Here is a 16,306-nt window from a genome sequence, read left to right as displayed (position 1 = left end):
CAAGGCTGCCAAGGAGAAGAACGCTTCCCAGGCAGCCTTGTTTTTTATACCTCCATAATAATCGGCAAAATCATTGGCCGACGTCTCGTTTTTTCAAATAAATAAGGAGATAAAATTTCCGTAATTTCATTTTTTAACTCTGTCCATTGGGATTTTTCCTGAATTTTTTCTGCCAAGTGTTCAGAAAGCATTTTTTGTGCTTCACTGATCAACGTAGCCGATTCGCGCATATACACAAAGCCTCTGGAAATGATATCAGGACCTGCCATAATTTTTTGCTGTTTCATATCTACGCTGACCACAACGATGACCAATCCTTCCTCGGAAAGAATGCGTCGATCGCGCAACACGATATTGCCGATGTCACCAATGCCGCTTCCATCGATGTAGATATCTCCGGATGGAACCCTTCCTGCCACATACGCTTCATCTGAGCTTAACGCAAGCACATCTCCATTTTCCATCACGAAAGTATTTTCAGGTGGAACATCGCAATCAATGGCAAGCTTTGTATGCATTTTCAACATGCGATATTCACCGTGGATCGGCATGAAGAATTTCGGTTTCATCAATCGGAGCATCAACTTTTGTTCTTCTTGGGAACCGTGTCCGGAAGTATGGATGTTGTTGATGGATCCATGGATGACTTCTGCTCCCGCTCTGTACAATAAGTTGATAATTTTATTGACACTTATCGTGTTTCCAGGAATTGGTGAAGAGGAAAACACAACAGTATCTCCAGGCTGAATTTGAATTTGCCGGTGAGTGCCGTTTGCGATACGCGACAATGCGGCCATCGGTTCACCTTGAGAGCCTGTACATAAAATCATCACTTCATTTGCAGGAAGTCGATTGATCGTTTGAGCGTCAACAAACGTTTCTTTGGGAGCGGTAATGTAACCTAATTCCCGGCCAATCGAAATGGCATTATCCATTGATCGTCCGAAAACCGCAATTTTTCTGCCGTATTGGGCTGCTGCATCGGTTACTTGTTGGAGACGGTGAATATTGGAAGCAAAAGTTGCAAAGATGATGCGTCCTTCCACTTTGCGGAAAATATCGTGGATGCTTTCGCCAACTTTCCGTTCTGACATTGTAAAGTTGGGCACTTCGGCATTCGTGCTGTCCGACAATAAACAAAGCACTCCATCGCGACCAATTTCAGCCATCTTTGTTAAGTTCGCGGGTTCGCCAACCGGTGTAAAGTCGAATTTAAAGTCGCCCGTATGAACGATGTTGCCAGGCGGTGTTTTCACCACGATTCCAAATGCGTCCGGAATACTGTGGGTTGTTCTGAAGAAGCTGACGGATGTTTTTCGGAATTTGATCACATCGTCTTCTTTGATTTCGATTAACTTTGTCTGGCGAAGCAATCCGTGCTCTTCCAATTTGTTGCGCAAGAGCCCGAGAGCCAGTTTTCCTCCGTACACCGGAACATTGACTTGACGCAATAAATACGGAATTCCACCGATGTGGTCTTCATGGCCATGGGTGATAAACAACCCTTTTATTTTATCTGCATTTCGCACTAAATAAGTGTAGTCAGGGATGACATAGTCGATTCCCAAAAGGTCATCTTCAGGAAATTTAATGCCTGCATCGATGATAATAATTTCGTCTTGAAACTGTACGCAGTAAGTGTTTTTGCCGATTTCGCCCAGTCCGCCGAGAGCGAAAACAGCCGTTTGATCATTTTTTACAAACTTCATATAGGTTATGCATTCTCCAAACGGAAATTCGGGCTATTTTTTTCGTAATCCAAATATTTGCCCTCTAGTAATTGGATATACTCGATCAAAATGCGGCGATCTTTTAAATATTCGCGGACTTCTCGCTCTGAATCTGCTTCCAGGTATAGGCTTTTTGTATTTTCGCGAATAGGCACTTCATCTGGATTTTCTTGATAATACACTTTGTAAATCATTTTTTCTCTCCTTCTTTAACCGTACATTTTTGCATTTATTATTTTTCCACTTTTTACGAATATAATCAATTAATATTATATATTAACGCAAATGGTTTTTCCTTTCACAACCATTTGCGTGAAGTGGCGATTCATCATTAAAATAATAAAATCAAAAAAAGCAAAATTTCCCAAAGAAAATGACATGCATTTTCTTTTATATTATCATGGGAATCTTTTAAAATAAAGAAAAGCCCTTCATTTTCGGAGAAGGGCTTAAGCGATTGATTTTTTGCCGAGGATGCCATTGAGACGTCTCAAAAGTTTCTTTTTGAGTCTTTTCAACATGGCACATCACTCCTTATTAAAAGTATAAGGTAGAATGATATATATGTAAAGTATTTTTCATTTACATACAAATATGCGTTGGAAGGGTTAGTGACTATGAAGAAAGTGCTGTTTTTTGACGTGGACGGAACGCTTTACGACAGTAAGAAACAATTGCCACCATCCGCAAAAGAAGCGATTTTTCAAGCGAAAAGAAACGGATATGAAATTGCGATTGCTACAGGCCGTGCCCCTTTTATGATCGAGCCGATTTTAAAAGAGTTGGAGATTGATATATATGTCACTTTTAATGGGCAGTATGTCGTTTATAAAAATGAAGTGATTTTTACCGACAGTGTCCCGAAAGAAGAGTTGACGGAAATTATCGAATTTGGTTCCAAACGGGATCATCCGGTCGTTTTTATTGATGACAAAAAAATGATTGCGACGGCAGGCGGAAACAAAAAGATTGAACAAAGCTTAAAGTCCCTTCGCTATCCTTATCCGAAGATCAATCCCCACTTCTATAAAGAAAATGCCGTCTATCAAACCCTCATCTTTATGGAAGAACAGGAAGAACCGGTTTATCATCAAAACTTTTCCAATGTCAAATTCGTCCGTTGGCATCCGTATTCCTGTGACATTCTGCCCAAAAACGGTTCAAAGGCAAGAGGGATTCATAAAGTGTTGGAAAAAATGAATGTCCCTATTGAAAATGCGATTGCCTTTGGCGACGGATTAAACGACATTGAAATGCTTCAGGCAGTCGGCGTCGGTGTTGCGATGGGCAATGCGAAAGAGCAGGTAAAAGAAATTGCTGATGTGGTCGGCGATCATGTCGATCGTGACGGACTGGCAAAAGTGATGAAGAAATTAGAGATTATTTAGTATTTTAATTATATGCATGAGGATGGTATTCAGTCTCGGCTCCTTCTGAATGGAAGGAGAAAGCAAGTATTTTACAGATTAGATTATAGATGATGTGAGAATGTAAAAGAGGCTGGGACAAAACCCCCTCTAAAATGGAAACAGCCCATGAAATTTTGGAATGAAATTTCATGGGCTGTTTTTCATTTTTTCAATAAAAAATAAGGACCTCTTCTGTTAAAATTAAGTTAGCAGACAAAACCTAACAGAAAGAAGGGTCCTTATGTTCAAATATTATAACATGAATCAATTAGTTTTGCCTCTAGATTTAGAAATAAAATTACAAGAAAATGATATTGCCTTCCACATTCACCATTTAGTTGAAAGTATTCCAGATGAAGCCTTCCAGCCGTTTCTTCGAAATACAGGTTGTCCTGCTTATCATCCACGCATGATGCTAAAAATTATTTTGTGTGCCTATTCGCAGTCTGTCTTTTCAGGTCGAAAAATTGAAGCGCTATTAAAGGACAGTATACGAATGATGTGGTTGGCACAAGGATATGAACCAAGTTATCGGACGATCAATCGTTTTCGTGTGCATCCGGAAGTAAAAGAATTAATTCGTCAATGTTTTGTCCAATTCCGTTGCCAACTGGTGGAAGAAAAGTTAATCGATCAAGAAGCCATTTTTATCGATGGTACGAAGATTGAAGCGAATGCCAATAAATTTACTTTCGTATGGAAGAAATCCATTGAAAAATACAACCAAAACTTAATTGAAAAGTCCAATCAGTTATACAACGAACTATTAGAAAAAGAAATCATCCCTGAAATGGAGCGGGAAAATGAGGGAGAACTGTCCGTTGAAGAACTCGCTCAAATGGTGCAACAAGTCGATGAAGTCATTAAGGAATATGACCAAAAGATAGAAACATCGCCCGATGCCACAGAACGAAAAGCATTAAGAAGCGAACGAAAATATCCAAAACAAGCGTACAAACAATTAATAGACTTCATTCTACGAAAACAAAAATACCAAAAAGACTTGGACATCTTGGGGGAACGGAACAGTTATTCCAAAACAGATCAAGATGCAACGTTCATGCGAATGAAAGACGACTATATGAAAAACGGTCAATTGAAAGCTGGATACAATGTACAAATCGCAACAGAAGGTCAATACGCACTAGCTTATAGCATCTTTCCAAATCCTACTGATACACGTACATTGATTCCGTTCTTGAATGAGATTGAGAAGCATTATTTTCCATTGCCAAAATATATTGTCGCAGATGCTGGTTATGGTAGTGAACAGAACTATGAGGACATCCTTTCGAATCGAAAATGTGAGGCACTTATTCCATATACCATGTATGAGAAAGAACAAAAGAAGAAATATAAACAAAATCCATTTCATCCAGACAATTGGATGTACGACGAAGAAAGTGATACCTACATTTGTCCAAATCAGCAGCGAGTAACCTTCCGTTATCGTTCTGTACGTACAGATAAGACTGGTTTCAAACGAGAATTGAAAATCTATGAATGTGAAAACTGTTCAGGATGTCCATTTCGTTCATCATGCACAAAAGCAAAGGAAGGCAATCACCGAAAGGTCATGGTGAATGAAAAATGGGAACAACAAAAAGAATATGTAAGAGCGAAGCTTTCAGAAGAAAAAGCTGGTTCTATTTTCCGTCAACGTAAAATAGACGTAGAACCAGTTTTTGGATTCTTGAAGGCTAATTTGCGTTTCACTCGATTTTCCGTTCGAGGAAAATCGAAAGTGGAAAATGAAATGGGCATTGCCTTAATGGCCGTGAATTTACGAAAATACACGGCCAACAAAGATCAACTAACCAAAAATAATGGGGATAAATGGAAAAAGGAGAATTTGAGTTGGCTCAAATTCTCCTTTTTCCTATCTAGAAGCTAGTTTTGTCCCAGCCTCTTTTTTATTCCTCTTCTTCCGCTTCCAATGGGAAGGCGTTCGGGATTGGGGCAAATGGATCTTCTTTGTTGATGTGATCATAAAACATCACGCCATTTAAATGGTCCAATTCATGTTGGAAACAAATGGCCGGTAGACCTTGCAGGCGCAATTTTTTCTCTTCCCCATCCAATGTGTAAAATTTTACGGTAATCCGTGCGTAGCGAGGGACATAGCCAGGGACGCTGCGGTCAACAGATAAACATCCTTCTCCCTGAGGCAAATAAGTTTTTTCGGCGGAATGGCTGACAATTTTCGGATTTACTGCGATAAAGCTCAAAGGTTCTCCGTTTTCTTGTTCTATATGAATGGCAAAGATTCTTTTTAAGAAATTGATTTGGTTTCCGGCAAGACCAATTCCGGAGCGAAGGCCATATTTTTCAGCCAATTCCGGGTTTTGGCTGTTTTTTAAAAACTGCAGCATGTCTTCTGCTGTTTTGCGTTCTTCATCACTTAACGGGAATTTCACTTCTTCCGCTCTTGTTCTTAAGGCAGGATGCCCTTCACGGACAATGTCTTTCATTAAAATCATCTTTTACTCCCTTTCAATTTCTCTATCAAAAATTAAAGTTCTTCAGTATAAAAATATCATATGTCATTTTCTTTTTCTAATAAATGGACCAATGAATATTATATGCCTTTCATAGGCGATAATGAATTCGTGAATGAAAAAAGTTTTTTGAACATAACATGTTAATTTTGTCTAATTTTTTAAACTGTTATAATACAATATATTTTTGTATTACAACAGAGAGGGAAATCCTTTTAGTATAGCAAACTAGAAAAATTGTGACCTAAAAAGAAAAAACAATAATTGACCGATTGTGTATTGGTAATATATACTGTAATTAATTGCAGGTTGTATCAGTTTTTCGGGTCGTGAAAACTAATACAGTTAAAGGAGAGGTGTTCTATGAGTGAGAAAATTTTTGATCCAAAGGGCGTATTACAAGATGTGGAAAGTAAATTTGAAATGTTTCAAATTCTGAATGAAAACGGAGAAATCGTGAACGAAGAATATGATCCGAAATTATCAGATGGAGATTTAGTAGAATTGATGACTCGCATGGTTTATACAAGAATTTTAGACCAGCGATCCATTTCCCTGAATAGACAAGGACGGCTCGGTTTCTATGCACCTACTGCAGGACAGGAAGCTTCCCAAATCGCTTCCCATTACGCATTGGAAAAAGATGACTGGATTTTGCCTGGTTATAGGGACGTGCCACAAATCGTATGGCATGGTTTGCCGTTATGGAAAGCATTTTTGTTCAGCCGCGGCCATTTTATCGGAAACCAAATACCGGAAGGGTTGAATATTGTACCTCCTCAAATCATTATCGGTGCCCAATATATCCAAACAGCCGGTGTGGCGTTGGGAATTAAGAAGCGCGGAGGAAAAAATGTGGCGGTGACGTATACAGGCGATGGCGGATCATCACAGGGCGACTTCTATGAAGGCATCAACTTTGCAGGCGCCTTCAAAGCGCCGGCGATCTTCTTTATTCAAAACAACCAATATGCCATCTCCACTCCGCGGGAAATCCAGACAGCAGCAAAAACGCTTGCACAAAAAGGAATCGCGGCAGGTATCCCTTGTGTGCAAGTGGATGGAATGGATCCGCTTGCGGTTTATGTGGCGACGAAAGATGCCCGCAATCGCGCGGTGGCTGGGGAAGGACCAACGTTGATTGAAACGGTTTGCTACCGTTATGGTCCTCATACAATGTCCGGTGATGATCCAACGCGCTACCGCACAGCCGAAATTGATGATGAATGGGCGAAAAAAGACCCGATTGTGCGCTTCCGCAAATATTTGGAAAGCAAAGGGCTCTGGTCTGAAGAGAAAGAAACAGAAGTGATTGAAAAGGCGAAAAATGACATAAAAGTAGCGATCAAAAAAGCGGATGAAGCTCCTAAACAAAAAGTGACGGATTTAATTTCCATCATGCATGAAGAACTTCCATCCCATCTAAAAGAGCAATATGAGATTTATAAAGCAAAGGAGTTGAAATAACCTATGGCACAAATGACAATGATTCAGGCGATTACGGATGCGTTAAGAACGGAATTGAGAAATGATGAAAATGTGTTGGTGTTCGGGGAAGACGTCGGCGTCAACGGCGGGGTGTTCCGGGCAACGGAAGGTTTGCAAAAAGAATTTGGCGTGGACCGGGTATTTGATACTCCTCTTGCTGAATCAGGAATTGGAGGGCTAGCGATCGGACTTGCTTTGCAGGGATTCCGTCCGGTTCCGGAAATCCAGTTCTTCGGTTTCGTCTATGAAGTGATGGATTCCATCAGCGGTCAAATGGCCCGTTATCGTTACCGTACTGGCGGAACATTTAATATGCCAATCACCATTCGTTCGCCATTTGGAGGCGGTGTGCAAACTCCTGAAATGCACTCTGATAGTTTGGAAGGATTGATGGCGCAACAACCGGGATTAAAAGTGGTCATTCCTTCAACTCCTTACGATGCCAAAGGATTGTTGATTTCCGCCATTCGCGATAATGATCCGGTGATTTTCCTGGAACATCTGAAATTATATCGTTCCTTCCGTCAAGAAGTGCCGGAAGAAGAATATACAATTCCGATCGGCAAAGCGGACGTAAAACGTGAAGGAAAAGATTTATCCATTTTTGCGTATGGACTCATGGTGCATGAAAGTTTGAAAGCGGCGGAAGAATTGGAGAAAGAAGGATACTCCGTGGAAGTGGTGGACCTTCGTACAGTGCAGCCGCTTGATGTTGAAACAATCGTGGCTTCCGTTGAAAAAACGAACCGGGCGATTGTTGTCCAAGAAGCGCAAAAACAGGCGGGGATCGCGGCAAATGTCGTAGCGGAAATTATGGAGAGAGCTGTGTTAAGTCTGGAAGCACCGGTGCTTCGGGTGGCGGCTCCGGATACGGTTTATCCATTCCCGCAAGCGGAGAATGTTTGGTTGCCGAATTATAAAGACATAATCGAAACAGCGAAAAAAGTATTGACATTCTAGTGGGAGAAAGGGTGAATGGTATGGCGTTTGAATTTCGTATGCCTGATATCGGCGAAGGAATTCACGAAGGTGAAATCGTGAAATGGTTTGTAAAACCTGGGGATGAAGTGAAAGAGGACGACATTTTATGTGAAATCCAAAATGATAAAGCGGTTGTGGAAATTCCTTCCCCGGTGGACGGAAAAGTTGAAGAAATTTTAGTGGAAGAAGGAACTGTCGCGGTTGTTGGTGATGTGCTCATCCGTTTTGATGCACCAGGATATGAAAATATGCAATTTAAAGGCGACGTGCATGCGGAAGAGGAGACGAAAGAGCAGGTGCAAGCAACTGCGGAAGATGGAAAAGTGGAAGATGCGAAAGAACAAGTAGCATCACAAACGGCTAAAGAAGAAGTGGCTACACGCGTCATTGCGATGCCTTCAGTCCGCAAATTTGCAAGGGAGCAGGGAGTCGACATTCGTCAAGTCCAAGGAACAGGCAAAAACGGCCGTATTTTGAAAGAAGACGTTATCCGATTTATCGAAGGCGGCCAAAAAGTTCAGGAAGCTCCGGAAGTTCATGGGGAAAAAGAAGAAGTGCCGGCAAAAACTCCGCAAGTTCCGGTATTGGAGGGCGAATTCCCGGAAACTAGGGAAAAAATTTCAGGAATCCGCAAAGCCATTGCGAAAGCGATGGTACATTCCAAACAAACAGCTCCTCATGTGACACTGATGGACGAAGTGGATGTTTCAAAATTGGTGGCACACCGCAAAAAATTCAAAGACATTGCAGCGGAAAAAGGAATCAAGCTGACGTATCTGCCTTACGTGGTCAAAGCGTTGGTGGCGGTGCTGAAAGAATTTCCGGAATTCAACCGTTCCTTCGACGATGCGACGGAAGAAATTATCCAAAAACATTACTATAATATAGGAATCGCTGCGGATACTGAACGAGGGCTTCTTGTACCAGTGATCAAACACGCCGACAGAAAATCCATTTTTGCCCTGGCGTCAGAAATTAATGAATTGGCAACAAAAGCGCGCGAAGGCAAACTGGCTCCGAATGAAATGAAGGGCGGCTCCATGTCCATCACGAATATAGGATCTGCTGGAGGCCAATGGTTTACGCCGGTCATTAATCATCCGGAAATCGCAATTTTGGGGCTTGGAAGAATTTCAGAAAAGCCTATAATAAAAGAAGGTGAAATTATAGCAGCACCTATGTTAGCATTATCTTTGAGCTTTGATCATCGATTGATCGATGGAGCATTGGCTCAAAATGCATTAAATTACTTAAAACGATTAATCAGTGATCCAGAACTTTTATTAATGGAGGCGTAACAGATGGTAGTAGGAGATTTTCCAATTGAAATCGACACACTGGTAGTTGGTGCGGGTCCTGGTGGATATGTTGCAGCGATTCGTGCGGCACAAACTGGACAAAAAGTGACAGTTGTGGAAAAAAATGAAGTGGGCGGCGTTTGCTTAAACGTAGGATGTATCCCTTCAAAAGCGTTAATTTCAGTTGCCCATCGCTATGAGCAGGCGAAACATTCAGAAGATATGGGTGTTATCGTTTCTGATGTCAAACTTGATTTTTCAAAAGTGCAAGCATTCAAAGACAGCGTAGTGAAAAAATTGACTGGCGGGGTGGCCGGCCTATTAAAAGGAAATAATGTGGATGTTATCAAAGGTGAAGCGTATTTCGTTGATGCCAATACGGTTCGCGTTGTGAACGGTGATCAAGCTCAAACATACAAATTTAAAAATGCCATCCTTGCGACAGGTTCACGTCCTGTGGAAATCCCAACATTCAAATATTCTGATCGCGTATTGAACTCCACTGGCGCATTGAATCTGAAAGAACTGCCTAAAAAATTGGTGGTTATCGGCGGTGGCTACATCGGTACAGAATTAGGTACTGCTTATGCAAACTTCGGCACAGAAGTAACGATTCTTGAAGGGGCAAGCGACATCTTAGCCGGATTCGAGAAACAAATGACTCAAATCGTGAAAAAAGGTCTGAAGAAAAAAGGCGTGACAATTGAAGTAAACGCTCTTGCCAAAGGTGTGGAAGAAACAGAAAATGGTGTCATCGTCACTTATGAAGTGAACGGCGAAGAGAAAAAAGTGGAAGCGGATTACGTGCTTGTGACAGTAGGACGCAGACCGAATACAGATGAACTTGGTCTTGAACAAATCGGCATCGAGTTTGGCGAAAGAGGCTTAATCAAAGTGGACAAACAATGCCGCACAAATATTCCTAACATTTATGCGATCGGTGATATCGTGCCTGGTCCACAGCTTGCCCACAAAGCTTCTTATGAAGGTAAAGTGGCTGCGGAAGCAATTGCCGGACACAAATCTGTTGTGGATTATTTGGCAATTCCTGCGGTTTGCTTCACAGATCCGGAAATGGCGTCTGTAGGATATTCAGAAGAACAAGCAAAAGCGGAAGGCATCGAAGTGAAAGTGGCAAAATTCCCATTTGCTGCAAACGGCCGTGCTTTAGCATTAAATCAAACAGAAGGATTTGTGAAACTTGTTGCGCGTAAAGAAGATGGCCTTATCATCGGCGGACAAATCGTTGGTACGGGTGCATCCGACATGATTTCAGAAATCTGCTTGGCCATCGAAGGCGGCATGACTGCTGAAGATATCGCGCTTACAATCCATCCACACCCAACATTGGGCGAAATCACAATGGAAACTGCCGAAGTCCTTCTAGGCAATCCAATCCATATCATTTCCAAATAATGTGTAATGAAAGAGGGCGTCTTTTTAGGCGCCCTTTTTTGTTATGACGGAATGGTGATATCGGGAAAGGATAGAGGGGATAAATTTTATTGCCATAGTGGCAAAATTAAAAAGAGGCTGGGACATAACTAATAAAGTGAACGAGCTGCAAAAAAATTTTTTGTAAAAAATTGATACCACAGAAAAATGATTGGAGTGACGGGGCGACTCCTGCGGGAACAGCCCGAGTCTCGAGACCCCGCAGGAGCGAAGGTTTGAGCTCCGAGGAGGCTCGAGCCGGGCCCGCGGAAAGCGTCCCCGGAACGGAAATCAATTTTCTTCAATTATCAAAAAAACACCATTTTTCTCCCGTGAGAAAATGGTGTTTTTTATCTTTTGTCCCAGCCTCTTTTCGTACAGGCGGTTATTCGGCAACAGCATATGAGTCGTTATTTTCGAAACGAACAGACCACAATTTTAAACAAAGTTGGAGTAAGAAGATATCATCAGGATCGTTTAAAGACCGATTCGTCAAGGCTTCTATTTTTCTTAAACGGTATAATAAAGATTGACGGTGGAGAGATAGCGCCCTGGCGGTTTGACTGACATTGCCCTGATGGTAAATATAGGTCGAAAGGGTATTGATCAAATCCAATCCGTTATTTTTATCGTAAGCGGCAATTGCACCTATCGTTGAGTGCATCAATTCGGTGGACATGGAATTATTGGATAAGGAAATCAATAGGTGGTAAATGCCTGTACTTGCAAAAGTGTTCCTAGTTCCGGGCCCTTTATGATTTCTTCCGATCTCCAGGGCAGTGCGGGCATTTTTATAACCTAAATGAAACATTAAGTTTCCGGTATGGTTTTCCCCAATTCCCCATGAAATGGTTGGCAGTTGATTTTTTTTCACATAACTGTCAATCATATCTAAAAAGTGGTTCACTTCCCGGTCTGCCTCTGAAGATTTGCATTCCAGGAAAATGATGGTCAAGTCCCTTTTGAATGTGTAAATGAGATGCTTATTTAATTTTTTGCTGACATTCTCTAAAATTTCTGAGAAGGTTCTTTTAAAATCTTTCTCCATTTCATGTATGTGCTCTTTTTTATGGACAATATAAAATTCCTTCAATTTTTCCGGAGAACCGACAATACAAATGTAAGGAAGATCCACTTCGAATCCGAATTTTTTCCCTTGGTTAATGAAATCTTCTTTTTTTGTCCAGCTTCCGTTTAAAAGGGTTTTAATATATTCTTTTTTTTCTTTATTTTTGGAAATCATTGACGCCATTTCTTTTTGAATCCATAACGTCAAAATGGTTACGATATTATTTAAAATTAAAGCGGAAATGGGTTTCGCATTTAATTTTCTTGATTTAAAAATAAGAAAGCTTGAAGATTGATCCAATAAAGGGCTGATAGGGACGATTTGCAAAAACTTTCCGTTATCGTACCGGATGATGGCGGGTTGATCGGTGTACGATGTCTCGGAGATTTGTTGTATTGTGTCATTTTCTATTTGTTCCTTGTATTTCAATTCCACTTCCATCTGAAATTCTTTCGATAAAAATGTTAAAACTTCTTCGAGAGGATAGTTATCCAAATAAAGTTTTAAAAGCTCTCTTTGGAGAGTATCCGCTTTATCAATGGATTGTTGTTCCCAACTGTTCAACTGTTCCAAAATGACTTTGAGAATATCCGAAAAGCGCATTTCCCACGGTAGTTCAATAAGAGGGAAATTTACGGATTTGCAGTATTCAATCACTTCTTCCGGGATATATTGGACATGCCCCCCGACTGCTATCGTCATTCCGGCAGCATTCGAGGAGTGAACATCTTTGACATATGTAAGAAATAAGTCGGGATTGTTCCCGCATCCAATGGCGGTTGTTAAAACGAGTTCGTTCTTTTTGATGAAGTCTTCAACGGGAATTTCCATAACGGTAACAGATTCGATTACTTGTGAAGAAATGATATTGTTAGCAGATAATAGTTTTGCGGTTGAAAAAAGTGGAATGGACAACAAATCTCTGATTGTAAATTGCATAAGATTCCCCCTTGATGTTTCGAATAGAAAGTTATAAATATGCTTCTATGGCATTTGCGTGTGCATCCAAATCAACGTTGCATCCTGAAATGATAATGACGTTTTTTGTGTTTTCTTCAAGTGAAACCGCATTGTTTAATATAGCCCCGATACCGATGGCTGCCGCTCCTTCTACGACAATGTTATGTTCCTTGTATAAATAAGCCATGCCTTTTTTGATCGCTTCTTCCTCCACTAAGATGGATTGGTCGACAAATTGTTGAACCATTTTAAATGTATATTGATTCTTTTCCCCAATGCCGCCCAACAGGCTGTCTGCCAGGGTCGGTTCCTCGCGAACGGTCACCGGTTTTCCTCTTTTTAAACTTTCAAACATTGCCGCTCCTTTTTCCATGGATAAACCTATCACTTTTATGTCCGGATTCGTGGTTTTCATCACCAAACCAATACCGGAAAGCAGCCCTCCCCCGGATAAACCTCCAATGACACAATTGACATCCGGCAATTCTTCAAGGATTTCAAGAGCGATGGTTCCTTGGCCTGCAATTACTTCCGGATGATCAAAGGGCGGGATAACCGTCAACCCTTTTTCTTTAACGAGTTCATAACAGCGTTGCTCTGCATCATCCTGTCCATCTCCGTAAATTTCCAACTCTGCGCCCAAACTCTTGATTTTTTCAATTTTCGCCCTTGGAACATGTTTGGATACACAAATCACTGCGCGTATTCCTAATTTTTTGGCTGCCAGTGCTACAGCGAATCCGTGGTTTCCTGTGGAAAATGTCGTCACGCCCCGGGATTTCTGAGCGGGGGACAAGTTGGAAATGGCATTAAAAGCACCGCGCATTTTAAATGAGCGACTTTCATGCAAATGCTCATATTTTAAATAGACTTCAGAGTTCGTTAAATTTGAAAGTTTGGGTGAAAAGATTAAAGGTGTTTTGTTAATATGGGAAGCTAAATTTTTTTTAGCCTGCCAAACATTTTGCAATGTAATTTCCTTACTTTCATTGATTCGTACATTTAATAATTTTGCCATAAATTCGACTGCCCCTTCCCCTATGTTAAGTATTCTAACATATTGTGTAATGGAATCTTACGTATTTCTATTCGGTTTTGAAAAAAATGTATAAAAAAATATCAAAAATCTCAATAGTATAAATTGTCTAAAAATTTCATACAAGTTGACGCATTGTTCTGAAATGTCAGATAATTTACCATTCAATTAACAAATCATTCATCGCAATGAGGATATGGAAGGGAGTTTTGTAGAATGGCGATATTTGACATATCAGAGTATCAAACGCGGTTAAGAAAAACAAAAGAAAGGATGCAGGAAAAAGGGATAGAAGTGCTGGTGGTGACCGATCCGGCCAATATGAATTATTTAACCGGTTATGACGGATGGTCGTTTTATGTGCATCAATGTTTAATTGTACTTCTGGATGATGAAGAGCCATTCTGGATTGGAAGAGGCCAAGATGCAAATGGTGCCAAAGTTACGACCTGGTTGAATGAAAACCACATCATTCCTTACCGGGACCATTATGTTCAATCCACTGAAAGGCATCCAATGGATTTCGTTTGCAACATATTAAAAGAAATTGGAAAGTCGAATGCAACGATTGGTATTGAAATGGATACTTACTATTTTACAGCAAAGTGTTATACGCAATTAAAACTTGGACTCCCACTGGCCACTTTTGTGGATGCGACTTCATTAGTGAATTATGTGCGCATTATCAAATCGGATAAAGAAATTGAATATATGAGGAAGGCCGCAAAGATTGTGGAAAAGGCGATGCAAACCGGCATTGATGCGATTGAAGAAGGCGTTCGCGAATGTGATGTAGTGGCGCAAATCATGCATGCCCAAATCAGCGGAACGGAAGAGTTTGGCGGGGATTACCCGGCGATTATGCCATTACTTCCATCCGGCAAAAAGACATCAACTCCCCATTTGACTTGGACAGATGAAAAATACAAATCCGGAATACCGGTCATTTTGGAATTGGCAGGTTGTTATAATCGATACCATTCTCCATTATCACGGACCGTATTTATCGGAGAACCCGATCCAAAGGTCAAATATTTGGCGGACGTTGTGATCGAAGGATTGAATGCGACACTGGATTTCATTAAACCGGGTGTCACTTGTGAAGAAGTCGAGAAAGTCTGGAGAAAAACGATTGCAAAAAGCGGATTTGAAAAAGAATCCCGTATCGGTTACTCAATGGGATTAAATTATCCTCCTGATTGGGGTGAACACACTGCAAGCTTGCGGCCGGGAGATAAAACCGTACTCGAGCCGAATATGACTTTCCATTGCATTCCGGGAATATGGCTGGATGATTATGGGGTTGAACTGAGTGAATCGTTCAGAGTGACGGAGAATGGAATCGAAGTATTTGCAAACTTCCCAAGAAAATTATTTGTAAAGAATGCTACAAATGTTTATTAAGTGGTGAATGCTATGAAAATATTCCAAGAAGAAGAGATTCGGCAATTGGTCGGATTGAATTTAAAAGCAATTGAAATTGTGGAGGAAGGTTTTGCGGCATTGGCAAATGGAATGGTCACCCTGCCACCGATTATGCGGGTCGATATTCCGGAAAACAATGGAGAAGTTGATGTAAAAACAGCTTATATAAAAGGTTTGGATACGTTTGCAATCAAAATATCTTCAGGTTTTTTCAACAATCCGTCGATCGGCCTTCCGAGCCTGAGCGGCATGATGCTCCTGTTCAGCACGAAAACAGGGCTTGCCCAATCCATCTTGCTTGATAATGGCTATTTGACCGATGTAAGAACAGCGGCGGCCGGTGCCATTGCTGCAAAGTATTTGGCGAAACCGGACGTTGAAAGTGTCGGTGTCATAGGTACCGGAACCCAAGCCAGGTACCAGATTGAAGCACTTTCACTAATAAGGCAATTTGAGACGATCTATGTTTATGGTCGCAAAGATGAAGCCGCAAAAAACTATGCTGTTGAAATGGAAGCGAAATTAGGGAAAAAGGTCATTGTCGCCAAAAGCCCGGAAGAAGTGGTCAAAATGAGTGAAATTGTAATCACAACAACTCCTGCCACTTCACCATTGATTAAAGCCGAATGGCTGCATCCGGGTCTTCATATTACGGCGATGGGATCTGATGCCGAGCATAAGCAGGAACTGGATGAAAACATTTTTAGTAAGGCGGATTTGATCGCTTGTGATGTCAAATCTCAATGTTTCCGATTAGGTGAGCTGCATCACGCAAAAGATAAGAGAATCATAGATGAAGAGGCAAACATTATAGAACTGGGAGAAATCATCACAGGTACAAAAACAGGAAGAACCGATCATGGGCAAATAACCGTCTGCGATTTGACAGGCACTGGGGTGCAAGATACAGTCATCGCGCGCTTTGCCTATGAACAGCTGGTAACAGGCAAAAAATCTTTTATTAGATAAAAACATTGG

At 41.1% G+C, this 16,306-nt stretch carries 13 protein-coding genes and 1 pseudogene; 9 read left to right on the top strand and 5 right to left on the bottom strand.

Features of this window, described 5'->3' with window-relative positions:
• Window positions 1–44: 44 nt before the first annotated feature.
• Both rnjA and NSS77_RS01265 read right to left on the bottom strand, forming a co-directional pair.
• On the bottom strand, window positions 45–1,709 hold the full coding sequence (gene rnjA, locus NSS77_RS01270; protein WP_342470037.1) for a ribonuclease J1: 1,665 nt from the start codon (window positions 1,707–1,709) through the stop codon (window positions 45–47).
• A gap of 5 nt (window positions 1,710–1,714) precedes the next feature.
• Complete coding sequence (locus NSS77_RS01265) at window positions 1,715–1,924, bottom strand: DNA-directed RNA polymerase subunit epsilon (protein ID WP_342470036.1); 210 nt, start codon at window positions 1,922–1,924, stop codon at window positions 1,715–1,717.
• Between the two features lie 423 nt (window positions 1,925–2,347).
• On the opposite strand from NSS77_RS01265, the gene NSS77_RS01260 reads away from it, so the two are divergent.
• Window positions 2,348–3,118, top strand: coding sequence for a Cof-type HAD-IIB family hydrolase (locus NSS77_RS01260; RefSeq protein WP_342470035.1), 771 nt, complete (start codon window positions 2,348–2,350; stop codon window positions 3,116–3,118).
• Between the two features lie 262 nt (window positions 3,119–3,380).
• Window positions 3,381–5,033: an IS1182 family transposase gene (locus NSS77_RS01255; RefSeq protein ID WP_342468739.1), complete on the top strand. Its 1,653-nt coding sequence runs from the start codon at window positions 3,381–3,383 to the stop codon at window positions 5,031–5,033.
• A gap of 19 nt (window positions 5,034–5,052) precedes the next feature.
• Here NSS77_RS01255 and def read toward each other — a convergent pair whose 3' ends face one another.
• Window positions 5,053–5,619, bottom strand: a complete 567-nt coding sequence (gene def / locus NSS77_RS01250; RefSeq protein WP_342470034.1) for a peptide deformylase — start codon at window positions 5,617–5,619, stop codon at window positions 5,053–5,055.
• A 381-nt stretch (window positions 5,620–6,000) separates the two neighbouring features.
• On the opposite strand from def, the gene pdhA reads away from it, so the two are divergent.
• The 5 genes and pseudogenes from pdhA to NSS77_RS01225 form a co-directional block, all read left to right on the top strand.
• A complete protein-coding gene (gene pdhA / locus NSS77_RS01245) occupies window positions 6,001–7,104 on the top strand; it encodes a pyruvate dehydrogenase (acetyl-transferring) E1 component subunit alpha (protein ID WP_342470033.1) in 1,104 nt (367 codons plus the stop codon).
• A 3-nt stretch (window positions 7,105–7,107) separates the two neighbouring features.
• Window positions 7,108–8,085, top strand: a complete 978-nt coding sequence (locus NSS77_RS01240; RefSeq protein WP_342470032.1) for an alpha-ketoacid dehydrogenase subunit beta — start codon at window positions 7,108–7,110, stop codon at window positions 8,083–8,085.
• 20 nt (window positions 8,086–8,105) lie between these two features.
• Entirely contained in the window at window positions 8,106–9,404 is a 1,299-nt protein-coding gene (locus NSS77_RS01235) for a dihydrolipoamide acetyltransferase family protein (protein WP_342470031.1), read from the top strand.
• A gap of 3 nt (window positions 9,405–9,407) precedes the next feature.
• A complete protein-coding gene (gene lpdA / locus NSS77_RS01230; protein ID WP_342470030.1) occupies window positions 9,408–10,820 on the top strand; it encodes a dihydrolipoyl dehydrogenase in 1,413 nt (470 codons plus the stop codon).
• A 205-nt stretch (window positions 10,821–11,025) separates the two neighbouring features.
• Window positions 11,026–11,244, top strand: a pseudogene (locus tag NSS77_RS01225) (hypothetical protein); the annotation flags it as partial.
• Here the strand turns inward: NSS77_RS01225 and NSS77_RS01220 are convergent.
• Both NSS77_RS01220 and eutB read right to left on the bottom strand, forming a co-directional pair.
• The gene (locus NSS77_RS01220) at window positions 11,224–12,846 is read right to left on the bottom strand and encodes a PucR family transcriptional regulator ligand-binding domain-containing protein (protein ID WP_342470029.1); all 1,623 of its coding nucleotides are present in this window, start codon (window positions 12,844–12,846) and stop codon (window positions 11,224–11,226) included. The pseudogene NSS77_RS01225 and the gene NSS77_RS01220 sit on opposite strands and share 21 nt — an antisense overlap.
• A gap of 31 nt (window positions 12,847–12,877) precedes the next feature.
• Window positions 12,878–13,885 carry a hydroxyectoine utilization dehydratase EutB gene (gene eutB, locus NSS77_RS01215; RefSeq protein ID WP_342470028.1) on the bottom strand — a complete coding sequence of 336 codons (1,008 nt, stop codon included), beginning with the start codon at window positions 13,883–13,885 and terminating at the stop codon, window positions 12,878–12,880.
• A 234-nt stretch (window positions 13,886–14,119) separates the two neighbouring features.
• Between eutB and NSS77_RS01210 the strand changes: the two genes are divergently transcribed.
• Together NSS77_RS01210 and NSS77_RS01205 are read left to right on the top strand one after the other, a co-directional pair.
• A complete protein-coding gene (locus NSS77_RS01210; RefSeq protein ID WP_342470027.1) occupies window positions 14,120–15,307 on the top strand; it encodes a M24 family metallopeptidase in 1,188 nt (395 codons plus the stop codon).
• A 12-nt stretch (window positions 15,308–15,319) separates the two neighbouring features.
• On the top strand, window positions 15,320–16,297 hold the full coding sequence (locus tag NSS77_RS01205; RefSeq protein WP_342470026.1) for a cyclodeaminase: 978 nt from the start codon (window positions 15,320–15,322) through the stop codon (window positions 16,295–16,297).
• Window positions 16,298–16,306: the final 9 nt, after the last annotated feature.

Source organism: Ureibacillus sp. FSL K6-3587 (assembly GCF_038593165.1).
In the GTDB taxonomy this organism is placed as follows: Bacteria; Bacillota; Bacilli; order Bacillales_A; family Planococcaceae; genus Ureibacillus; species Ureibacillus suwonensis.
The sequence above is the reverse complement of the archived record's forward strand: the minus strand, read 5'-3'. Positions and strand labels throughout refer to the sequence as shown.